The sequence below is a fragment of the Arthrobacter sp. P4_H3 genome (assembly GCF_056400885.1).
In genome coordinates this window covers 105687-126354 of sequence record NZ_JBFUKK010000008.1, presented here as the reverse complement: position 1 = coordinate 126354, position 20668 = coordinate 105687, and the positions used below count along the sequence as shown (strand labels likewise).

Sequence of the window (20668 nt, the reverse complement as noted above, 5' to 3'; positions counted from 1 at the left end):
ATCAGATTGCCTTCGTGTAGTCGGGCTCGTAGGAGCAGATAGCGTCCACCTTGGCGGCGGAGGATGAGGTCTCATCGAAACGGTAGTCGAGCCATTCGCCCACCAGCTTCTTGGCCAGTTCCAGGCCGATGACGCGCTGGCCCATGGTGAGGACCTGTGCGTTGTTGCTCAGCACGGAGCGTTCCACGGAGTAGCCGTCGTGGGCGGTGACGGCGCGGATCCCGGGTACCTTGTTGGCTGCGATGGCCACCCCCAGCCCGGTACCGCAGATCAGCAGCGCCCGGTCCGCTTCGCCGTTGGCCACCTTGCGGGCGGCGTCGACGGCGACGTGCGGGTACGCGGTCGAGTCGTTCGCCCCGACGCCCACGTCCAGAACGGACGCCACGCGGCTGTCCATTTCCAGGAGCGCCTTCAGTGCTTCCTTGTATTCGACGCCGGCTTCATCGTTGCCGATGACGATGCGCCATCCGGCCGCAGTGCTGGTGCTCATGGGTGTGCTCCATTTCCGGCCGCAGCGGCCAGGTGGGAATCAGACGGTTGTGAATCAGTCAGTTCGGAATCGAGGTAGTTCGAGATCCGGGCGGCGATCAGCCCGAAGGACACAGCGCCGGGATCGGGATGGCCCAGGCTCTTTTCCGCCAGCGGCCGTGCCCTGCCCTTGAGTGGCCGGAGCGAAGCGGTGGCGTCCGCGGCCTCCTGTGCAGCAGCCGCTGCTGAGGCGAGCGCCGGGCGTACCGGGGTGCCGCCGTCGAACGCGGTGAGGAATACGTCCCGGAAGGGAAGCAGCGCGTCCACCATGGTTTTGTCCCCCGGTTCGGCCTTGCCGAGTTCGGTGATGGCGTCCACGAAAGCCGTGACGGCGGCCGCAGCATCCTCGCCGCGGTACGCGTTCCTGTTGCCAAGCGCGAGTCCGGCAGCGATCACCGCGGATCCCCACAGGGCTCCGGAGGTTCCACCGGCGCGTTCGCTCCAGGCTTCCCCGGCGGCGGTCAGGACGCGTTCCGCCGATGCCCCCGCCGCCGAGGTTTGCTGTGCCGCGGCGGCTGCCGCGTCCACGCCGCGGCGCATGCCGATGCCATGGTCGCCGTCGCCCGCGATGGCATCCAGGTTGCCCAGTTCCTCTTCATGTTCGACGACGACGCCCTGCACCTGGGCGAGCACGGCGGCTGCCAACCGGCCCAATTCTGCTGCTGCCGCCGTCGTTTCCTCCGATGCGGCAGCCACCGCGGCCTCCGGTCCGGCCAATTCGCGGCGCGCCCGCGGAGCGAGGTTGCCCTTGCGGAAGGCCGGAGTGTCGGCCGGAGCTGCCCAGAACTGTTCCAGTTCGTCGTCCAGCCACAGCAGGGTCAGGGAGAGCCCGGACATGTCCAGGCTGGTGACCAGCTCGCCGCATTCCGGTTCCACCACCGTCAGGCCCGCCGCGGTCAGGAGCTTTTCGACCTTGCCGAACAGCAGGAACAGCTCGTCGTATTTGACCGTGCCCAGGCCGTTGACGATGGCCACCACGCGGTTCCCGGCGTCGTCGGGCTTGTCCGCGAGGAGCCGGGAGACGAGCAGTTCGGCGAGTTCGGAGGCGGTGGGCATGGGGTGCTCGGAGATCCCCGGCTCGCCGTGGATGCCCAGGCCCAGCGACATCTGGCCGGCCGGCACATGGAACAGCGGTGCCTCTGCGCCCGGGAGGGTACAGCCGTCGAACGCCACGCCGAGCGAACGGGTCCGGTAGTTGGTGCGGATGGCGAGCCGCTCGACGGCGTCGAGGTCCAGGCCCGCTTCGGCTGCCGCGCCGGCGATCTTGAAGACCGTCAGGTCCCCGGCGATGCCGCGGCGCTTTTCGATCTGGTCCAGCGGCGCGCTGGCGATGTCGTCCGTGACGACGACTGTGCGGGTTTCGATGCCCTCCGCGTTCAGCCGCAGCTGGGCCTGGCCGAAGTGGAGCACGTCACCGGCGTAGTTGCCATAGCTCAGCAGCACGCCGCCGCCGGCATTGGCCGCTTTGGCCACCCGGTAGACCTGGCCGGCTGCCGGGGACGCGAACATGTTGCCGCAGGCCGATCCGGCGGCAAGGCCCGGTCCCACCAGGCCAGCGAAGGCAGGGTAGTGTCCGGAGCCGCCGCCCACCACCAGGGCCACCTGGCCGGCAGGCACCTCGGTGGAGCGGACGACGCCGCCGTCCACCCGGGCAACGTACCCGCGGTTGGCCGCCACAAAGCCGTCCAGTGCCTCATCCGCGAAGTCAGCGGGGTTGTCGAAGATCTGGGTCATGGTTCCTCATTGAATCCGTGTTGGGAAAGCAGGGCTGGGAGTCTGGAGTGGTGCGGCCGCCCCCGAATGGCGTGCCGGCCGCACCACGTGTTGGGTCAGACGCCGGCGAGTTCGACGGCGGACGGCTGCTGCCGCCCCTGGGCCACCTGGCTCTGGCCGAGCGCGTAGCCGTCGGTCTTCGGGAGGACGTGGCGGCGCAGGTAGTCCTGGTTGCTGGCGGTCACGCTCAGGCCGTCTCCGCCGTAGTGCTCGGTGCAGAGGATGCCCTGGAACCCGACGGAAAGCGCCAGTTTGAAGGCTTCGCGGTAGTTGATGAGGCCGCTTTCCATCGGTGCCGGCATGGTGACGTACATGTCGCGGGCTGCGTCCTCGTCCCGGATGTAGTTCTTCATGTGCCAGTAGTTGGAATACGGCAGGGTCTTGGCCACCATCTCGCGCCAGTCCTCGACGGGCCGGTGCAGCCGGATCAGGTTGCCGAGGTCCGGATTGAGGCCGACGTTTGAGAGGCCGATGTCCTGGACCAGCTGCACGGACGAATCCGCGGTGCCCAGGTAAGTGTCCTCGTACATTTCGAGCGAGAGCAGGACGCCCACCTCGGCGGCGTGCCGGCCGAGTTCGCGGAGGCGGGTGACGGCATTGCCCCAGGCTTCCTTGTCCCCCACCGGGTCCTTGTGGCCTTCAACCGTCCAGAACCACAGCTGCCTCTGCTGCTCGGGCGTGATGGCCTGGTGGAGCCCGAAGGAGACGACTTCGCAGCCCAGCTCGGCGGCGGCGTCGATGGTGCGGTGGCTGTATGCCAGATTGGCTTCCCAGTTGCCTTCCTCGATGACGCTGCGGCGGATCGCGGAGATCACCGGGATGCCGATACCGACGGTGGCCGCCGTCTGCTTGAACTCGGCAAGGCGCTCCTTGCTCAGGTCCCCGGGGCGCACCCAGCTGTCCGTGAGGTCTGCATGGGCGAACCCGGCGTCCTTGACCTCGGTGAGGACCTCCGCCCAGGCCGAAGCGTCGGCGTCGTTGATGGGGGTTCCCTGGGCGTCGGCGCCCGGGAACTGCAGCAGGGCCGCGGTAATGGGCCAGTTCTCGGCTGTGTAAGCCATGATGTTCACTCCTTTGTGCGAATCCTGTTTCCTATAGGATTTACTATCGAAAGAGAGTTGTCAAGGGTCACACTTGGGGTGGGTCAGCCCAACTAGGTAGCAGCAGGTGTCGTTTTGAGGCTCCAAAACGACACCTGCTGCTACCTAGTTGGGCGGGCGGGCTTAGCTTTCCGGCGCGTCAGCGATGGCGCGGCCGCGGACCTTCCGGACGTGCTCGGCCATGGCGGAGGCGGCCTTTTCGGGTTCACCCGTGGACAGCGCGTCCAGGACAGCTTGGTGCTCGGCGATGGCGTTTTCCGCATCCGTGATGCCGACGCCGCCGAACAGCCGGAACCGCTGAACCTGGCCTCCCAGCGCAGCATAGGCGGCCACCATGAACTGGTTTCCGGTTTGTTCGGCGATCAGCCGGTGGAAGCGTTCGTCGGCCTCGAGGTAGTCACGGTATTCAGCGAACGACGGTCCCCGCGGCGCAGTCTTCAGGTCGGTCACGGCCTGTTCAAGCTGGGCGAGCCGTTCCGGGGTCAGCCGTGCACAGGCGAGGCGGGCGTTCACCGGTTCAATGGCGAGCCGGGCCTCCATCAGCTCGGCAAAGTCCTCGCGGGTGAAAACCGGCGCCACGCGGTAGCCCTTCAGGGCCACGCGGCGGACCATGCCGGTGTGCTCCAGCCGGGCCAGCGCTTCGCGGACCGGCGTGGGCGAAACGTCGAGATCCCGCGCGGTTCCGTCAATGCTGACGGTGGCGCCCGGCTCGAGCCTGCCATCCATCAGTGATTCCAGCAGCTCCTCGTAGACGTGGTCGGCCAGCACTTGGCGGCTCACAGGCCTACCTTTGCGGGTGCCGGAACTGTTGATCTGGGACGGACGCTGCATGTTCAGATCCTATAGGGCTGGCACGAAGCAGCTCGTATGGACACCCATGGAAACGACAACGCGGGGTCACATCCTGTCCCATAGCCTCAGGCCATAGGACTCGATGCGACCCCGCGTTGCTTTGTGTAGCTGGGAGCTAAGACGCTAGTTCCGGGACTCCTCGTAGAAGGGGTAGTCGGTGTAACCTGCCGCGTCATCGCCGTAGAAGGTCGCTTGGTCCGGCTCGTTGACCGGCAGGTCCTCGCGCCAGCGGCGGACGAGGTCCGGGTTGGCGATGGCCGGCCGTCCCACGACCACTGCGTCGGCATGACCGTCGGCAACGAGGGAGATGGCTTCATCGCGGGAGGTTACGACACCGAAGCCGGTGTTGACGAGGAACGTGCCCCTGAAGCGGGTCTTCAGGTCCTGGACCAGTTCGCCGGCCGGTTCCTTGTGGAGGATGCTCAGGTAGGCAAGGTTGAGGGGCGCGATCGTGTCTACGAGCACTTCGTAGGTTGCGCGGACGTCGGCGGGGTCGTTCTCCGCGATCCCCTGGACGCCGTGTGCTGGTGAGATCCGGATCCCCACGCGGTTTCCGCCGAGCGCTTCGACGACGGCGTTGACGGTTTCGATGACGAACCGTGCCCGGTTCTCGGGGGACCCGCCATAGCCGTCCGTCCGAACGTTGGTGTCCGGCGCAAGGAATTCGTGCAGCAGGTAACCGTTGGCCGAGTGCAGCTCAACGCCGTCGAACCCTGCCTCGATGGCGTTCCGTGACGCCGTCACGATTTCCTGGATCACCACGGGCACCTCATCGGCGGTCAGCTCGTGCGGCACGGGGTGCGCCTGCTTGCCCTTGTACGTACGGGTTTCAGCCTCGAGGGCGATGGCGCTCGGAGCGACGACCTGGTGGCCGCCGTTGATGTCCTCGTGGGAGACCCGGCCGCCGTGCATGATCTGGGCGAAGATCCGGCCGCCTTCGGCATGGACAGCGTCCGTGACCTTCTTCCAGCCGGCAACCTGTTCGGTGGTGACGATGCCGGGCTGCCCCGGGTAGGACCGGCCGGCGGGGCTGGGGTAGGTGCCCTCGCTGACGATCAGGCCAAGCGAAGCTCGCTGGCGGTAGTGCTCCACAACGAGCGCACCGGGCACGCCCTCCTCGCCGGAGCGGAGGCGGGTGAGCGGCGCCATTACCAGGCGGTTGGGCAGTTCGAGCTCGCCGAGAGTCATGGGGGAAAACAACATGCGCGGTTCCTTTCGAAGCGGATGGGGTCCACTGATCTCAACTGGGGCGCGCGTGCAACTATTCCGCATGAGACGGGGATCACTAGGGGTGCACGATGATCTTCACCGCCGTGTCGTTGTGGTTGATGAGCGTATCGAAGCCCTTGTCCACCAGGTCCTCGAGGGCAATTCGTCCGGTGATGAAAGGTTTGAGATCCACTTTCCCTTCCTGGACCAGCTTGATGGCCGCCGCATGGTCGCCCCGGTAGGCAATGGTGCCGCGCAGGTCGATTTCCTTGAGGACGATCTTCTGCATGTCCACCGTGGCCGGGCGGCCCCAGATGGACACGTTGACCACCACACCGGCAGGCTTCACGACGTCGAGCATGGTGTCCAGCACCGCGTTCACCCCCGCGCACTCAAAGGCTGCGTCAGCACCGGTCCCGCCGGTCAGCTCGAGCACCCGAGCCTTGACGTCGTCACTGCTTGGGTCGATCACATGATCCGCGACGCCGGACGACGTCGCCTTCTCTTTGCGCGCAGCGGACAGCTCGGTCACCACGGTGGTGACGCCGATCCCTTTCAGGACAGCCGCCGTGAGTAGTCCGATGGGGCCCGCACCGCCGACGACGGCGACGTCCCCGGCTTTGAGGCCGCTCCGGCCGACGGCGTGATAGGCCACCGCGAGGGGTTCGATGAGCGCAGCTTCGTCGAGTGGAATATCGCCGACGGGGTGGACCCAGCGTGAGTCGACCACGATCTTTTCACTGAGTCCCCCGCCGCCGCCGGCCAGCCCAATGAAGCCCAACTGTGTGCACAGGTTGTAGTTGCCCTCCCGGCACGGGCCGCACTCGTCACAGACGAAGTAGGGTTCCACCACCACACTGTCGCCCACGGAGAGCCCGGTAACGCCCTCCCCCAGTTCTTCCACAGTGCCGGAGAACTCATGACCCAGGGTGACGGGGGCGGCCTCGTGTGACAGCCTGTGGGGGTGCCCGGGCGGCGGGGTGAAGATGGGACCTTCCAGGAATTCATGGAGGTCTGTTCCGCAGATCCCGCACCAGGCGACGGCGATCTTCACGGCTCCGGGGCGCAACCCCGGCTCCGGAATGTCTTCGATCCGGAGATCCTCGCGGGCGTGGAATCGTGCTGCTTTCATGATGGTTTTCCTTCGCATTACGGGCCGTGGATGCACCCGGCCAGGCGCATCCACAGCATGTCGTTGGATTGTCACAGAAGGGGCCGCACCCTCAGTGTGGTTCCCGGGATGGTGATTGTCACGGCCCGTCAGGGTCAGCGCGCGTGGTGGGTGGGCTGGAGTTCGTAGACCGGCGTCGGCAGTCCCTCCATCCGGGCCTTCAGCTGAAGCGCCAGGTAGTTGGAGTAGTGGCGGCTCTGGTGCAGGTTGCCGCCATGGATCCAGAGACTCTCAACATTGGTGGGCTTCCACATGTTGCGCAGTTCGCCCTCCCATGGGCCCGGGTCCTTGGGCGTGTCCGACCCGTACCCCCAGCACTTGCCGACGGCGTCCGCCACCTCGGGCGAGACCAGGTCGGCCAGCCACCCGTTCATGGAACCGTAACCGGTGGCATAGATGATGACGTCGGCTTCAAGCTCCGCCCCGCTGTCCATGACTACGGCATTGCCGGTGATCTTGCTGACCTGGCCGTTCGCGAGCTTGACCCGTCCGTCGATGATCAGCTGGGAGGCACCGACGTCGATGTAATAGCCGGAGCCGCGCCGCAGGTATTTGAGGAACAGGCCGGAACCGTCGACCCCGAAGTCCAGGTCGAAGCCGGCGGCCTCAAGCTGGGAGTAGAACCCGGCGTCGCGCCTGGCCATCTCCTGGTAAACCGGAATTTGGGCTTCCGGCAGGATCCGGTACGGCAGGGACGCGAACAGGAGGTCGGCTTTCTCCGTGGTGACGCCGTTGGCGAGCGCCTTCTCGGAGTACAGGTCGCCAAGCGCGAGATCCATCAGCGATTCGCTCCGGGCAATGTGCGTGGAGGACCGCTGCACCATGGTGACGTCCGCGCCGTGCTCCCAGAGATCGGCGCAGATATCGTGCGCGGAGTTGTTGGAGCCGATCACCACTGCCTTTTTGCCCGTCCAGTCTCCACCGCCCGGGTGCTTGGACGAGTGGTACTGCTGCCCCAGGAACGACTCGGCGCCGTCGAACGCTGGAACGTTCGGGTAACCCGAGACGCCCAAGGCGAAGACGAGCTGTTTGGGCCGCAAGGTGACCGGTTCGCCGTCGCGCACTACCTCAACGATCCATTCCTGGGTCGCTTCGTCGAAGCGGGCGTTGGTGCATTCGGTCCTGGACCAGTAGTTAAGCTCCATAATCCGGGTGTAGTGCTCCAGCCAATCTCCGATCTTGTCCTTGGCGGCAAAGACCGGCCAGTCGTCCGGGAACTTCATGTACGGCAGGTGGTCGTACCAGACAGGGTCGTGCAGGTGGAGGGACTTGTAGCGGTTCCGCCACGAATCGCCGGGTTTCTCGTTCTTCTCCACGATGATGGTGGGCACGCCAAGCCTACGGAGCCGCGCACCCAGTCCGATCCCGCCCTGTCCGCCGCCGATGATCACGGTGTACGGCTGATCCTCATAGCCGAGCCTTGCCGCCTCCTCCTCCTTGAGTTCCAGCCAGGACTTGCGGCCCTTGCTGATCTGGTGCGCCACGCCCTTCTCCCGGTTGGGGCCCTTCTTTTCCTCGAATCCTTTGAGCTCCTGCATGGTGGTGAGCAGGGTCCAGCATTTGCCGTTGCGTAGCCGCAGGTGGGCATAGCCCCGCGCCTGGGCGGTTTCGAAGTTCACCCACGCCTCGGTGTTCGCGGCGTCTCCGGTGGCATCCTCGGCGAGTTTCCAGTTGCCGGGCCGGACGTCGCCGAGCGTGGTGTCCAGCATGCGCTGGATTTCCGCTTTGCCCTCCAGTGTTTTGAGGTTCCAGGTGAACGATACGAAGTCGCGCCAGTACGAATCGTCCTCGAACAGTTGCAGGGCGGCATCGGTGTTGGTGCTGCGCAGCGCCTCATCGAACTGCGCCAGCCAGGCCTCCACGATGCCGTTTGGTGTCTCAGGCATGATTCCTCTTTCCTTTGCTTTCAGTGAGCCACTCCCGGTCCGCCTCGCCATGACCGCCCCGTGACCCGCATCACAAGTAAAAGACGCCGAGGGTTACAATCGAGTGACATGGCCTCTCCCCCGTTCCTTCGAGCTGTTTGCCGTGGGAACTGTTGGAGAGTGGCCTCCGGTTTTTGGCCGGATCGATTCGATGACGAGTTGGGAGATTGCGGATGCGGACGGGCACCGGCGCGGCCACCTATCTTCCTGACCTGAGGTTTACCGCGCCGGCGGAGTACGCACGCACGCTGCGCAAGGCCCATGAAGCCACGATTTCGGGCAATCCTGATCCGTTCCTTTCGCCGGGCATCATCAAGTCCTGGCAGCGATCGCTGGCACTGGGGATCGACCCGGATCAACACCGCCCCGTTCACCGGCACGACGTGTCGGAGGCGCGCTCGCTCAGCACCGGGCACCGACTGGCCTCCGTGATGCCGGCCTTGTCGCAGCTGCTGGCCGACGAGTCCGCCGCGGGCCGCCATCTGCTGATCGTCACGGACCGGCAGGGCGAGGTGCTTTGGCGTGTTGGCAGCCGGCAGGCGCTGCGGCTGGCCGATTCCCTGGAGTTCGTTGAGGGGGCCGACTGGTCCGAATCCGGCGTCGGGACCAACGCCATCGGCGAGGCCTTGGTGACCGGCGCACCGGCGCAGTTATTCAGTGCCGAACACCTGCTGCGCACGCATCACGACTGGGCCTGCACGGCAGCGCCGATTCGCGATCCGTTCACGGGCGAAGTCGTGGGAGTGCTTGATGTGTCCGGCCCGTTTGAATCGGTGACACCGGACAGCCTCCGCATGGTGCGCTGCGGTGTTCGGCTGGCGGAGGAGCTGCTGAAGACGGCCGGCACCCCGGCCGCAGGCCACCTCCTGCGGCCGCCCGCGAGCGCGGTGCGCTCAACGCTGATGCTGAGGTTGCTGGGTGACACTCCCAGCGCCGAGGTCGACGGCGGTGCCCGGCTTCCGCTGACTCTTCGCCGCGCGGAGATCCTGGCTCTGCTGGCATCCCGGACCCAGGGGTGGAGCGCCGACGAACTGGCGTATCGGCTTCACGGCGAGGACGGTGCCGCAACAGCCATCAGGACAGAGATGCATCGAATCCGCAGCGTCCTGGGTAACGTGGTGGAACCCAACCCTTATCGATTCTCTTCGGCCATCCGCGTCATTACGGACGCAGCTGTCGTCGCCGGCCACTTGCGCGAGGGCCGGGTGCCGGACGCCCTGGCCGCTTACCCTGCAAAGCTGCTCAACCGCTCGGTCAACCTGTCTGTTGAGCTGATGCGGGACGAGCTCAACGAAGCGGTGGGCGCGTCCGTCCGTGCCAGCGGGAATGCCCAGCTCATGATGCGGTGGTGCGCGAGCGATATGGGTGCATCTGATACTGAGGCAGCTTCGGCAATGGCCAGCCTGGTAGGGCCCAGCGACCCGCGCTATCAGTTGGTGCGGGCGCAGATGGCGCGGGTGGACCGGGAGCTGCAGGCGTAGCTGGTGGTTGCGCCGATGGTCGCGTTGGAGGTGCGCCGGGGGTGCGGCACCCTACGGAGCCGCGAAGCTCTTACGGAGCCCGCGGCGCGACGCCTGGACAGCCCTGGCCCTGCGGATTCCTGATGCAGTCGTCGGCGTAGTTTCGGGTGACGGAACGCCACACGCTGATGGTTTGAGGCGGCGAATTGAACTGCCCCTGTCCCGGGATGGGCAGCGGTGGTCCGTTGTTGACCGAGTACGTCCCCTGGAAGTGGGTCGTAAGCACCACCTGGAAATCGCCGGTCTGGGTGTAAACGTGGCTGGTGCGCGTTTTCTCTCCCCAGCGATCCTGCGGGAGCGGCCCGCCCATGACAGTCGTGGGCCCAAAGGAAGTCCCGTCTCCGTAGTTGTACGTGTACTGCACTGGCTTTGCAATTATGGAGACGCTCTGGCCGAACATATCGACCGTGAAAGACTGCTCGCGCGCTTCTGCGTAGAAGTTCGTCTCGGCACCCCGAAGTGTGTGAGGACTAGGTTGTGCCACGGAGTCACCAGCCAGGACAGGTAACTGCTCGAACTTGCTTTGGATTTCCTGAGCGATCCTTTCCATCACGTCCTCAGGCTTCTCTGAATAGACGCAACGGTCTGGCTCAATCCGCGACCACACGTCCGGCGCCCCAAAAGTAAATTGCTCGAACCAACGCACGGGTCTACCATCAGGCCCCGAAGTGCAATTCGCACGCGCAATGCACGCCGAATCGACGTCATTCTGATCGTTGACAATGCAGAGCATCTCGTACTTGTATCGCTTCTGGGCCTCGGGCAACTCTTGCGGCAGATCTACCCAATTGCCCGTGCTGGGATCGATCCGCCAGACACCCACTCCTCCCTCATTCCAGTCGACGATGGGGCCTTTGGCGTACGCCGGAGTTACCTGACACAGCGTGAGGAGAAACATTGCAAACATACATGTGAGAGCGCCACTGCAACGCCGCCATCTCCCGGCTGGCAATTTCACCCCCCGATTTTGTCGACATTGATCGCGGTCCAACGTCCTGACTCGTAATTCGCGATGACGATGTCGGCCAGCAAATTGGTCTTCGGTGACGACTCCTCCACCGAGCCGTCAGCTAAGTGATAGGAAATAGCTTGCCGCTGATACTGAACGATCACTTGGTAATTACCATTGGCATCCTTGGCGTACTTGGTATCGGCGCTCTGAACGGCTAGAGTCCCACCTTCAATCCACTGACCATCCGAGTTCCACGCAACGAGCGTGTCGCGAACTTTGTTGCATGACGCGCAGTTGGGGCCGCTGACAGCCGAGACAGGCGCTAAGTCTCCGGTCTCATAGGCGTAGTTCATCAGGTCATACCAATGCTTCGCGAAAGCCTCCAGCCCCTCCTTCGTCTCCGCTTTCGCCGCCTCAGGCAGCACCGGGACCGGTACATTCTGGGCTTTGCCTTTGGCGTCGGCAGGCTTGTAGGCGGCGGACGGTGTAGGTGTGGGGCTCGGCGTGGCTGAGGCCGATGCTGACTCGGAAGTTGACGGAGACGTCAGGTCGTTACCCGGCGGGTTACCGCCGCCATTGCACGCTGTCAGGACCAGAGCGGAAGCAGCAAGAACTGCGGCCGCGGAATAGCGCAACCGTGTGAAGGGCGAAGTGCGAGATGTCATGGGCAGCTATTCCCCCGATAGTTTTCAAGACGTCCGAGCCGCCCGCCAATAAATCCGGACGATTGTTAAAGGGTAACCGAGGTCACACTTCGAGGCTCAAAGTTATCCACAGCCATTGCCTCCGTTTTTACCACTCGGCGCACACGTTAGGAAGTCACTAATATCTTGGCCGGGAGCTAAAATCCGGTGAACGCCCGTTAGGCATAGCACCAGAATTACCTACAGCGCGGCGCCGGATTTGCCGATCAAAGCGGAACTGATTATTCGCCCCATGCCCGGGACCCCTTCCAGCCGGATCACGGTGCGGCGCGCCAAGGCGGCATACCGTGTGGCGGGCACGAACCATTGCGCGGCGGAAACACCCGCCCTTTGGGCCGCCAGGACAGTAGGCCCGATACGTGTTTCGAAGGAATCGAGGGCCACGCCGAGGTCCTGCCGTTTCGTCAGTTCATCCGCCAACACGTGTGCCGCGGCCATTCCCAGGGAGGCTCCCTGACCGGCGAGCAGGGACACCGCCGCCCCGGCATCGCCGACGAGAACCACGCGGTTGGTGTGCCGGCGTGGCATCCTGATCTGCGCGACCTGGTCGTAGTAGAAATCCGTCGGGCACTGGCGGAGCGCTTCCGGGCAGATCCAGCCGAGGTTTCGGTATCTGGAGCGGAGCACGGCCAAGGGGTCATCGGGCCGCGCCCCGTCAGGCGAACGGTGCACGGCCATGACTGTGATCCGTCCGTCACGCAACCGGTAGAAAAACATTGCCTCGTTGCGGGTATCCGTGGCGGCAAACCTGCCACCGATCTGAGCAGCGACTTCCCCGTCCCTGAACGAATACGCACCCACGTGGAAGCCGAGATAGCGGAAGAACTGTTCCTCCGGCCCGAAAACCAGCTCTCTGATCACTGAGTGGATGCCGTCCGCGCCGATGAGTAAATCCGCTTCCAACACCTCCCCGCTGTCAAGGGTCGCCGTGACGGATCCGCGGCTCTGCCCTACGGCCACAACCGTGCGACCGTAGCGCAGATCCACCCGGTGGGGCAGAGCTTCGCGAATGGCCAATTCCATGTCAGGTCGCAGGACGCTGATAAATTCGCCCCGGGCGATTTGGCTCAATTTAGCCAAGGACAGGGTTGCCCGTACCTTGCCTCGACTGTCGACATATTCCAGCCGTTCCACCCGGTAGCCCGGGTCCCAAAGCCGGGGGACGATACCCAAGGAGTGTGCCGCCTGCCAGCCCGGACCAAAGAAGTCGATCATGTAACCCTGCGGCCGCGGGCCTTCAGCCTGCTCGAGCACTACCGCGTCCCACCCGGCACGGGCTAGGAACGCCGCAGCAGAGAGCCCGCTGATTCCCGCTCCGCAAATGATCGCCTTCATGGGAACACCCTCCCGGTTCAGCCAGCCTCCTGGGGTGAGTCGAATTCGTCGTTTCCGCCAAAACCAACGCTACGCCCGACGTCGTACGTTCGCCGCTACAGCAGCGAGCCCCGCTCAACGGCGCCCCCGCATCCGGAATAAGTCGTACGGCACTGGCCTTTGGCCGCCACCGACGGAACAATGAGCCCATGATGTTCACACATGCAGACAGTAAACCCATTCTGAACCTGGACGATGACCAGTCGTGGAAGCTCCTGGAGGGCACAAAACACGGCCGATTGGTAGTGACTGTGGCCGGTGAGCCGGATATCTTCCCGGTCAACTACGCCGTGAGCGGCCGGAAGCTCTACCTCCGAACCGCCCCCGGGAACAAGCTTGCGGAGCTGACGATTAATGCCAAGGTCCTCTTTGAGACGGACGGCATAATGTCCGACGAGGCCTGGTCCGTGGTGCTTCGCGGAACGGCGCGGGTCCTTGACCAGTCCGCAGATATCGAGGCCGCGGAATCGCTCGGATTGAAGCCCTGGGTGCCCACGTTGAAGGACTTCTACGTGGAGATCGAGCCGGTCTCGCTCAGCGGACGGCACTTCCAGTTCGGCGAACATCCGGAGCGGGAAATCTAGGACCCCAGCAGGTCAGAGGCAGCCAGCCGCGGAGAATGTGGGCCGCCTAGACTTGAACCATGGTTGACCGGCTGACTCCAGAACAGCGCAGCTGGAACATGTCCAGGATCCGGGGCAAGAACACGAAGCCGGAATTGTTGGTACGGAGCCTGTTGCACGCGAAGGGCTACCGCTACCGCCTGCATGGCACTGCGCGGGGCGGCAAGCTACCCGGCAACCCTGATCTGGTGTTCGCGGGACGGCACAAAGTCATCTTCGTCAACGGCTGCTTCTGGCATTTCCACGACTGCAGGGCAGGTCAGCACTCCCCCGCTGCGAACGCAGAATTCTGGGAAGCCAAACGGACGCGCACAAGGAACCGCGACGCCGAGCAGCGCCACCTGCTCGAAGCCTCAGGTTGGCAGGTACTCACCGTCTGGGAATGCGAGCTCAAGGACATTTCAGCCTTGGAAGCGGAGCTGGAGCGGTTCCTGGCGTGAGCCTTGTCACCACGAAATATCCGTGACGGTAAACCTGCGAAGACCTTGATGCAATCTTTAGGCTATCCCCCGACATTTACTGAGACAGGGCCAACAGGATGGATCCAGGGGCCCCGGAAAGAGGGCCCTGAACTCCGTCTAAAGAGGCCATCTTGCAGTCAGCTCTCCCGGCCACCACGGCGTCTTTGCCGGAGAACATCGATTACCGGGAGGCGGCCTGGCAAGTGAGGGTTGTCGTCCTCGTCCCCGCGTACAACGAGGCCAACTCCATCGGTGCCACCCTTGATGGTCTGATGGTGCAGTCACGCCCGGCGGACCGGATCGTGGTGATCCCCAACGGCTGCTCGGATTCAACCGCATGGGAGGCCCGGAAGTACCCCGTCACGGTCATGGAACTGCCACGGCTCGAACACCGCAAATCCGAGGCGTTGAACCGCGCGTGGAATGAATACGCTTACGACGCCGACGTGGTGATCTGCCTGGATGCGGACACTGTGCTGCCGCCCAACGCACTAGCAGCATGGGCCCAGGAATTCGCCGTGTCAGAGACGCCTTCCGGAAAGCCCCTGGGCGGGTCGTCGTCGAAATTCACCATGCAGGATCCCGGCATCCTTAGCCGGCTGCAGAAGGCAGAGTTCGCCACGTGGACCGACGTCGCGCTCCGGCGCGGGCGGACCAGCGTGCTGGCAGGAACCGGCTGCGCCATCAACAACAGTGTCCTTCGGCAGGTCGCGGCCCGGGACGACCGGGAAGGCCCCTGGGTCTATACCTCCCAGGTTGAAGACTTCGAACTCACCTACCGCATCCGGGAACTCGGCTATACCTGCCAGGTCTCCCCGGATGTCCGCGCCTACACGGACTCGATGAAGTCGGTGAAGGCGCTCTGGGGCCAGCGGATGAAGTGGCAGGTGGGCACGGTGGAGGATCTCCTTGACCTGGGCGTGAACCGGCTGACCCTGCGCGACTGGGGCCAGCAGGCCATGGGTTTGCTCGGGGTGTTCCTCAAGCTCCTGTGGCTCGCCGTGATGGCGGCGTCCCTGGTGCTGGGGGTTTTCCGGTTTGTTCTCTTCTGGTGGCTGGTGCCGATTCTTTTCGTGGCTCTGGACATCAAGCGGGCACGGCGGATTCCGCACCGCGACTGGAAGGATATGGCCCTCGCGGCTTCTTTCTTCCCGCAGGAAATTTTCATGTGGCTCCGGTCCGGATGGTTTCTGGCCTCCTGGTGGGCCGTGCTTACAGGCAAGATCACCCGGCGGCGGATCGACCGCTGGGAAGCGCAATACACAGCAGAGGAAATCAACTAAACATGTACGGAATGAACGCTGCAATGCCTGCGACTGGTGCTGGCGCCACTTTGGCCTACACCGGGCTCAATATGGGCGCAGGCCTGCTCACCGCCCTCGGCATCATGCTGATCGGCGTAGCACTCCTGGCCCTGGCCCGGCCCAGCGGCAAGGTCCGTCCCTAAGCGGCTCCCCAGGGGCCCCGCGTCGCCCTGCACCAGCCGCTACGACGCCCGGCGGGCCGCCAACGCAGTTTTAAATGCGGCCGCCGAGGCGTCGGTGCTGTTGATGCGCCAGTCGGTTTCCTTTTGGAGGTGAAACCAGACGAAGCCCATGACATCAGGCTGGGCTGCAAGATAGCTGACCAGATCGGTGTTCCAGGCCGCTTTGGAGCCGCCAGCCTCACTCGAAGCCGTCTCTGCGATCAGGATGGGCACTCCGGGTGCCAGAGCACGCAACTGGGCTATCCCGGGGGCGAACAGGTCCTGCGGGGAAATCCAGCCGCTCCACGACGCCGAGGTTCCCCAGTTGTAGCCGTCGAGGGCCACCACGTCCACGTAGCTGGCTCCCGGGAACAGGCCGGCAAGATCCGTGGACCCGAAGTAGGGAACATTCGGGCTCCATACCCAGGACACGTTGCTGGCACCGGTCGCAGCAACGACGTCGTGAACATGCTGCCAGGCCTGGACGTAGTCCCCGGACTGGTTGCCGTTTACGCCTTCGGCCCACGGGTACCAGTTGCCGTTCATCTCGTGGGCGAACCTCAGCTGGACAGGCTGGCCCCAAGACGCCAAGGCCTGGCCCCACTGCGCAATGTGGGCGTCAAAGTCGCCGGCGGCAATCCTGTCCAGGGAGTAGGCGGGCTGTTCCAGGCCGCCGCCCCAGGCCCAGGGTTCCCACGTGACCAGCGGGACGGCGCCACGCGCCCGGACGGCGTTCATCTCCGTGATGGGCGGCGCCTGGAGGAAGTCTTTGTAGAAGAGCACGCTGGAGGGGCTCTCCCCCGCCAACTGCGACACTTCGTCCAGTTCAGCACTGGCCAGCGGGCCACCGGGCGTGGCCACTCCAAAGCGCAGTGCCGCGGTGCTGACCGGCGGGACGGCGGGCGCCGGGGCAGCTACAACCTTGAACACGGACGATGCTTTGACGGAGGAGGTCTTGGCCGTGATGGTTAGCGAACCAGTGGCTGCGGCCGGGATTGTGATGGAAGTACTGAAGGCCCCGGATGCCGCCGTGTTGAACGAAAAGGTGGAGGACCCGACAATGACGGTTCCTGTAGTGGACACCTTGAACCCTGTTCCGCTGACTGTCACCGAGGACCCTGCCGGTCCTGTGTTCGGGTTGAGTGAAATCTGGGCGGCCGCCGGCGCTGCCTGGACTGGCTGGATGGCCGCCAACGTCAGTCCCAGCCCGACAAGGAGTCCAACAAGAAGTGTCTTCACGGTCCTGAACAAAGCGATCCCCGCAATCGGCTGGTGGCCGGAAGACCACAGGTCAGTTCGGTGCCGACAGGCACTTGTCCCGATCCTAAAGCTCAAGCGGGCCAGTCTGATCAAGATTGGCACAAATTTTTTTGGAAAACGCATTCCGCAGCCGCGGGAGCCCTACTGTAAAAGAGGCAAGGTTTATGTCCGCACCCGCTAGCCCAGCTGTGCGAGGCAAAGGGAAGGGGTGTCCAATGGATGGACAGGATGGCGCCAGCCAGCCGTACGTTGACCCCGCCGTGCTTCAAACACTCCGCTGCGAACTCGAACCTGACCCGGACTACTGCATCGTGTTCGTCACCAGCTACATCCAGCAGTTACCGCAACGGCTGGACCGGCTGCGGCATGCCGTGGAAGCCATGGATTTGGATGCGGCCATGGACGCCGTGCTGAGCGTCAAGACGTCCAGCCAGATGGTCGGAGCGGCATATCTCGGGATGCTCGCCGACGAACTCGAGACCATCCTGAAGCACCTGGAGACCCACCCGGGGATCCCCGGGGAGCAGCCGGCATTACTCCAGTTGGCTCTTCTGGAAAGCATGGACGCCTGCACCGGCCAGACGGTGGCCGGGCTGTCCGCCGCCGTCGCGGCCTGAGCCCAGCGCCCTACAGCAACCCTGGAGAGTCAGCGTTCGGCCGGGGCCAACCGGTATCCAACGCCACGCACGGTCTGGAGCCACCGCGGATTCTGCGGGCTGTCACCCAGCTTCTTGCGGAGGTTTCCCATGTGCACTTCAACGGACCGTTCGTCGGCTTCGGAGATGTAGCCGCCGACGTCGTACGGCTCGTCCCGCAGGCGCTTCACCAGTTCCGACTTGGTCCGCACCATCCGGCCGGCCTCAAGAAGGGCATGCAGCAGGTCGAATTCAGTGCGCGTCAGGTGCAGTTCGCGCCCGTCCACGCTCACGGTCCGCGCCTCGTAGCTGAACTCAAGGCCGTTGTGCGTCAGCGTGTGGCCGGGGCCGCCCGCTGCGGCGGGTGCCTTGCCGGCGGCGGAGGGGTCCGACGTCGAACGCGGACGCCGCATCATGGCGGCGACCCGGGCGCGCAGTTCCCGGGGACGGAAGGGCTTTGTGAGGTAGTCGTCAGCCCCTGATTCCAGACCGATGAGGGTATCCAGTTCCTCGGCACGGGCCGTCAGCATGACGATGTAGGCGTCGGAAAACTCCCTGATCTGGCGGGCGACTTCAAACCCGTCGATGTCCGGGAGCCCCAGGTCCAGCGTGATGACCGCGGGATTGAGCTCCTTGGCCGCTACGACACCGGCCGCCCCGCTGCTGGCCACTTGGACATCGAACCCGGCCTGAACCAGCACTACCCGCACCAGCTCACGGATGTCGTGGTCATCCTCGATTACCAGACCCACACGTGATTCACTCATCGCAGCCCCCTCAGTCCGCTCGATACCGTCAGAAGTATAGCGGTCGCCGGATATCGTGGTGGTATGCGTCCACTAAACCGCACTTCCTTTTCCACCCGGCCATGAGCGGCAACCTCACCTGGGACATCTCATCCGGCCGGATATTGTTCTTCCGCCGGCCGTTCCACGAGTACTCAATGCGGGGTCGGGTGATGCTGAGCCAGATCCCGCTGTCCATCACGGCAGGGCTCACTGCCCTCCTGATGCTGTGGTTTTTTCCCGGCACCCTGGCCAATCCCCCCTTCATCGCCTTCATGGTGACTCAGGTCCTCATTCTGGGCCTGTGCTACTTCACACCGTGGGACCGGCTGCCATACGCCAGCTTCCTGGCGATCCCGTTCCTTGATTTCGTCTCGATCGCATTGGGGCGGGAAGGCGGTCAGGAAAGCCTCATGGGCATCAGCCTCCTGGCCGTCTTTCCCGTCATCTGGCTGTGCGCGTCGGGGATCTATCCGCGCACCGCCCTGCTGATGTCATTCCTCGCTCCCCTAGGCATCATCTGGGTGCCCTTGTTTGTTCACGGCGACGTCACGGGGCAGGATCTGGCGAAGTCCCTGCTGCTGCCGGTGATGATGCTGGGCATCGGCGTGTCAGTGAGCGTATTGACGCTCAGCATGGTCCGCCAGCAGCGCGATCTCGAGGAGAAGGATGCGCAGCTGCGGATCGCCCTCGAGGACAGCAAGCGGCAGGAACGGTTGCTCAACTCGGTGCTGGAAACGGTGCACCTGGGCGTCCTGGCCGTGGACGCGGACGGGCATGACATCCTCATGAACCGGAAACAGCGGGAGAACCACCGGCTCGCCGCCCCGCCAGGAAACAGCGACCCGAACGAATCCCAGCTGCTGGTCTTCCAGCCTGACCGGATCACCAAGGTGCCGGTCGAAGAGCGGCCTGTCCGCCGCGCCGTGCTGGGCGAGAATTTCACGGACAATCTGGTGTGGCTTGGCAGCGGCAGTGAACAGCGCGCCATTACAACCAGCGCCCGCGCCATGCGGGACCACGACGGCGCCTTCGCCGGCTCCGTCATTGTGTTCGGCGACGTCACGGACCTGGTAAACGCGCTGGCGGCCAAAGACGATTTCGTCGCCAACGTTTCCCACGAGTTCCGGACCCCGCTGACCTCCATCCTCGGCTACGTGGAGTTGCTGCTGGATGACGGAGAGGAACTGCAGGATTCCCATCGTGAACCGCTCAATATCATCCGGCGGAACTCCGAGCGGCTGCTGGGGCTTGTCTCGGACCTGCTTGCCAGCCGGAGCGGGCAGCTCATCGTGAGCCCGCAAGCGGTCAACGTGGCCGAACTTGTGCGGTCCAGCGTCAGCGCTGCACTCCCCCGCGCCGCGGCAGCCAAGGTGCGGCTCCATGCAGAAGCCCCTGAACGGCTGGAGGCCCACGTGGATTCCGCGCGCATGTCACAGGTACTGGACAATCTGCTCTCCAACGCCATCAAGTACTCGCCTAATGGCGGCGACGTGGTGGTGTCTTTGGGGTCGGAAGGATCAGAGCTGGTGTGCCACGTCAGTGATTCCGGCATGGGCATGAGCGAAAAGGACCAAGCCGAGGTGTTTAAGAAGTTCTTCCGGACCGGCAACGTGCGGAACACGTCCATCCCGGGAGTGGGTCTTGGACTGTCCATCAGCAAGGCCATTGTTGAGGCACACGGCGGCAGCATCCAGCTGCGGAGCGCGCTGGGAGAAGGGACCACCTTCACGGTTAAGGTGCCGGTCTAGGGTTGTGCCCGGAACTCCTCGATCAGCGTCCGGGCCATACGCTGGGCACGCTTGGAGGCTTCCAGGTCGCCCTCCGTCGCGGAGATGATGGACCCCTTCATCAGGATGTGCCACGACCGGGAGAAGTCCTCGACATCCCGGAGCCCGGCCTCCTCCGCGAGCTGCTGGACATGGCCCCGGATCTTGGCGAGGTAGTCAATGCTCGCACGTCCCAGCGGATGGTTGGCGCCCATTTCCAGCAGGATGTTGATAAAGGAACAGGCCTCAAAGTCATCCCGGCGGAACCAGTCACCGAAGACATCGAAGATCGCCAGCAGCTGCTCGGTGGGGGTGCTGCCGCGGCGTCGCGCATCGGCAACGATCAGGTCCACGGTCCACACCCGGTCGCGTTGCTCAAGGAAGGCGAGCACCAGTTCATCCTTGGATGCAAAGTGCCGGTAGAACGTTGCCTTGGCCACGCCGGCACTGCTGATCAGCTCGTTGACGCCCACGTCGCGGATTCCCCGGCGTGCGAAAAGCTGGTACGCCGTATCGACAATCCGCTGCCTTGCGTCGGCAGGCGTCATCACAACCTCGCCCT

20 protein-coding genes are annotated in these 20668 nt (G+C 64.3%); 7 read left to right on the top strand and 13 right to left on the bottom strand.

Going from position 1 to position 20668, the window contains the following annotated elements; translation table 11 throughout:
* Position 1: 1 nt before the first annotated feature.
* The 7 genes from AC1DRE_RS12995 to AC1DRE_RS12965 all read right to left on the bottom strand — a co-directional run bounded on the left by AC1DRE_RS12995 (position 2) and on the right by AC1DRE_RS12965 (position 8519).
* Positions 2-490 (bottom strand): ribose-5-phosphate isomerase, encoded by a 489-nt coding sequence (locus AC1DRE_RS12995; RefSeq protein WP_476985023.1) that lies wholly within the window; start codon positions 488-490, stop codon positions 2-4.
* Positions 487-2262, bottom strand: a complete 1776-nt coding sequence (gene dhaL / locus AC1DRE_RS12990; RefSeq protein WP_476985022.1) for a dihydroxyacetone kinase subunit DhaL — start codon at positions 2260-2262, stop codon at positions 487-489. Before dhaL ends, AC1DRE_RS12995 begins: the two co-directional genes overlap by 4 nt.
* Positions 2263-2357: 95 nt before the next feature.
* Positions 2358-3362 carry a sugar phosphate isomerase/epimerase family protein gene (locus AC1DRE_RS12985; RefSeq protein ID WP_476985021.1) on the bottom strand — a complete coding sequence of 335 codons (1005 nt, stop codon included), beginning with the start codon at positions 3360-3362 and terminating at the stop codon, positions 2358-2360.
* A gap of 162 nt (positions 3363-3524) precedes the next feature.
* A complete protein-coding gene (locus AC1DRE_RS12980) occupies positions 3525-4232 on the bottom strand; it encodes a GntR family transcriptional regulator (protein WP_476985020.1) in 708 nt (235 codons plus the stop codon).
* A 144-nt stretch (positions 4233-4376) separates the two neighbouring features.
* Positions 4377-5456 carry an alkene reductase gene (locus tag AC1DRE_RS12975; protein ID WP_476985019.1) on the bottom strand — a complete coding sequence of 360 codons (1080 nt, stop codon included), beginning with the start codon at positions 5454-5456 and terminating at the stop codon, positions 4377-4379.
* Between the two features lie 82 nt (positions 5457-5538).
* Positions 5539-6594: a 2,3-butanediol dehydrogenase gene (locus tag AC1DRE_RS12970; RefSeq protein WP_476985018.1), complete on the bottom strand. Its 1056-nt coding sequence runs from the start codon at positions 6592-6594 to the stop codon at positions 5539-5541.
* Positions 6595-6728: 134 nt separating this feature from the next.
* A complete protein-coding gene (locus tag AC1DRE_RS12965; RefSeq protein WP_476985017.1) occupies positions 6729-8519 on the bottom strand; it encodes an NAD(P)/FAD-dependent oxidoreductase in 1791 nt (596 codons plus the stop codon).
* A 212-nt stretch (positions 8520-8731) separates the two neighbouring features.
* On the opposite strand from AC1DRE_RS12965, the gene AC1DRE_RS12960 reads away from it, so the two are divergent.
* On the top strand, positions 8732-10039 hold the full coding sequence (locus tag AC1DRE_RS12960; RefSeq protein ID WP_476985016.1) for a GAF domain-containing protein: 1308 nt from the start codon (positions 8732-8734) through the stop codon (positions 10037-10039).
* Between the two features lie 70 nt (positions 10040-10109).
* Here the strand turns inward: AC1DRE_RS12960 and AC1DRE_RS12955 are convergent, their stop codons facing one another.
* From AC1DRE_RS12955 to AC1DRE_RS12945, 3 genes are all read right to left on the bottom strand, one after another.
* Positions 10110-10976: a hypothetical protein gene (locus tag AC1DRE_RS12955; protein ID WP_476985015.1), complete on the bottom strand. Its 867-nt coding sequence runs from the start codon at positions 10974-10976 to the stop codon at positions 10110-10112.
* 56 nt (positions 10977-11032) lie between these two features.
* Positions 11033-11695, bottom strand: coding sequence for a DUF6318 family protein (locus AC1DRE_RS12950; RefSeq protein ID WP_476985014.1), 663 nt, complete (start codon positions 11693-11695; stop codon positions 11033-11035).
* Positions 11696-11914: 219 nt separating this feature from the next.
* Positions 11915-13069 carry an FAD-dependent monooxygenase gene (locus tag AC1DRE_RS12945; protein ID WP_476985013.1) on the bottom strand — a complete coding sequence of 385 codons (1155 nt, stop codon included), beginning with the start codon at positions 13067-13069 and terminating at the stop codon, positions 11915-11917.
* Positions 13070-13257: 188 nt separating this feature from the next.
* Between AC1DRE_RS12945 and AC1DRE_RS12940 the strand changes: the two genes are divergently transcribed.
* The 4 genes from AC1DRE_RS12940 (at position 13258) to AC1DRE_RS12925 (ending at position 15639) form a co-directional block, all read left to right on the top strand.
* Positions 13258-13692, top strand: a complete 435-nt coding sequence (locus AC1DRE_RS12940) for a pyridoxamine 5'-phosphate oxidase family protein (RefSeq protein WP_476985012.1) — start codon at positions 13258-13260, stop codon at positions 13690-13692.
* Between the two features lie 59 nt (positions 13693-13751).
* A complete protein-coding gene (locus AC1DRE_RS12935) occupies positions 13752-14171 on the top strand; it encodes a very short patch repair endonuclease (protein ID WP_476985011.1) in 420 nt (139 codons plus the stop codon).
* Positions 14172-14323: 152 nt separating this feature from the next.
* Entirely contained in the window at positions 14324-15475 is a 1152-nt protein-coding gene (locus AC1DRE_RS12930) for a glycosyltransferase family 2 protein (RefSeq protein ID WP_476985010.1), read from the top strand.
* A 23-nt stretch (positions 15476-15498) separates the two neighbouring features.
* Complete coding sequence (locus AC1DRE_RS12925) at positions 15499-15639, top strand: hypothetical protein (RefSeq protein ID WP_476985009.1); 141 nt, start codon at positions 15499-15501, stop codon at positions 15637-15639.
* Between the two features lie 39 nt (positions 15640-15678).
* Here the strand turns inward: AC1DRE_RS12925 and AC1DRE_RS12920 are convergent, their stop codons facing one another.
* Positions 15679-16896 (bottom strand): glycoside hydrolase family 26 protein, encoded by a 1218-nt coding sequence (locus tag AC1DRE_RS12920; protein ID WP_476985008.1) that lies wholly within the window; start codon positions 16894-16896, stop codon positions 15679-15681.
* Positions 16897-17132: 236 nt separating this feature from the next.
* Here AC1DRE_RS12920 and AC1DRE_RS12915 point away from each other — a divergent pair, with 236 nt between their 5' ends.
* A complete protein-coding gene (locus tag AC1DRE_RS12915) occupies positions 17133-17534 on the top strand; it encodes an Hpt domain-containing protein (protein ID WP_476985007.1) in 402 nt (133 codons plus the stop codon).
* A gap of 29 nt (positions 17535-17563) precedes the next feature.
* Here the strand turns inward: AC1DRE_RS12915 and AC1DRE_RS12910 are convergent, their stop codons facing one another.
* On the bottom strand, positions 17564-18319 hold the full coding sequence (locus AC1DRE_RS12910) for a response regulator transcription factor (RefSeq protein ID WP_476985006.1): 756 nt from the start codon (positions 18317-18319) through the stop codon (positions 17564-17566).
* A 101-nt stretch (positions 18320-18420) separates the two neighbouring features.
* On the opposite strand from AC1DRE_RS12910, the gene AC1DRE_RS12905 reads away from it, so the two are divergent.
* The gene (locus tag AC1DRE_RS12905; protein ID WP_476985005.1) at positions 18421-20088 is read left to right on the top strand and encodes an ATP-binding protein; all 1668 of its coding nucleotides are present in this window, start codon (positions 18421-18423) and stop codon (positions 20086-20088) included.
* On the opposite strand, the gene AC1DRE_RS12900 is transcribed toward AC1DRE_RS12905, so the two are convergent.
* Entirely contained in the window at positions 20085-20654 is a 570-nt protein-coding gene (locus AC1DRE_RS12900; protein WP_476985067.1) for a TetR/AcrR family transcriptional regulator, read from the bottom strand. The genes AC1DRE_RS12905 and AC1DRE_RS12900 overlap by 4 nt on opposite strands.
* Between the last annotated feature and the right edge of the window lie 14 nt (positions 20655-20668).

Bases quoted from the DNA above. Each gene is read 5' to 3' on its own strand.
- AC1DRE_RS12995 (WP_476985023.1), bottom strand. From the start codon at position 490: ATGAGCACCAGCACTGCGGCCGGATGGCGCATCGTCATCGGCAACGAT.
- dhaL (WP_476985022.1), bottom strand. From the start codon at position 2,262: ATGACCCAGATCTTCGACAACCCCGCTGACTTCGCGGATGAGGCACTG.
- AC1DRE_RS12985 (WP_476985021.1), bottom strand. From the start codon at position 3,362: ATGGCTTACACAGCCGAGAACTGGCCCATTACCGCGGCCCTGCTGCAG.
- AC1DRE_RS12980 (WP_476985020.1), bottom strand. From the start codon at position 4,232: ATGCAGCGTCCGTCCCAGATCAACAGTTCCGGCACCCGCAAAGGTAGG.
- AC1DRE_RS12975 (WP_476985019.1), bottom strand. From the start codon at position 5,456: ATGTTGTTTTCCCCCATGACTCTCGGCGAGCTCGAACTGCCCAACCGC.
- AC1DRE_RS12970 (WP_476985018.1), bottom strand. From the start codon at position 6,594: ATGAAAGCAGCACGATTCCACGCCCGCGAGGATCTCCGGATCGAAGAC.
- AC1DRE_RS12965 (WP_476985017.1), bottom strand. From the start codon at position 8,519: ATGCCTGAGACACCAAACGGCATCGTGGAGGCCTGGCTGGCGCAGTTC.
- AC1DRE_RS12960 (WP_476985016.1), top strand. From the start codon at position 8,732: ATGCGGACGGGCACCGGCGCGGCCACCTATCTTCCTGACCTGAGGTTT.
- AC1DRE_RS12955 (WP_476985015.1), bottom strand. From the start codon at position 10,976: ATGTTTCTCCTCACGCTGTGTCAGGTAACTCCGGCGTACGCCAAAGGC.
- AC1DRE_RS12950 (WP_476985014.1), bottom strand. From the start codon at position 11,695: ATGACATCTCGCACTTCGCCCTTCACACGGTTGCGCTATTCCGCGGCC.
- AC1DRE_RS12945 (WP_476985013.1), bottom strand. From the start codon at position 13,069: ATGAAGGCGATCATTTGCGGAGCGGGAATCAGCGGGCTCTCTGCTGCG.
- AC1DRE_RS12940 (WP_476985012.1), top strand. From the start codon at position 13,258: ATGATGTTCACACATGCAGACAGTAAACCCATTCTGAACCTGGACGAT.
- AC1DRE_RS12935 (WP_476985011.1), top strand. From the start codon at position 13,752: ATGGTTGACCGGCTGACTCCAGAACAGCGCAGCTGGAACATGTCCAGG.
- AC1DRE_RS12925 (WP_476985009.1), top strand. From the start codon at position 15,499: ATGCCTGCGACTGGTGCTGGCGCCACTTTGGCCTACACCGGGCTCAAT.
- AC1DRE_RS12915 (WP_476985007.1), top strand. From the start codon at position 17,133: ATGGATGGACAGGATGGCGCCAGCCAGCCGTACGTTGACCCCGCCGTG.
- AC1DRE_RS12910 (WP_476985006.1), bottom strand. From the start codon at position 18,319: ATGAGTGAATCACGTGTGGGTCTGGTAATCGAGGATGACCACGACATC.
- AC1DRE_RS12905 (WP_476985005.1), top strand. From the start codon at position 18,421: ATGAGCGGCAACCTCACCTGGGACATCTCATCCGGCCGGATATTGTTC.
- AC1DRE_RS12900 (WP_476985067.1), bottom strand. From the start codon at position 20,654: ATGACGCCTGCCGACGCAAGGCAGCGGATTGTCGATACGGCGTACCAG.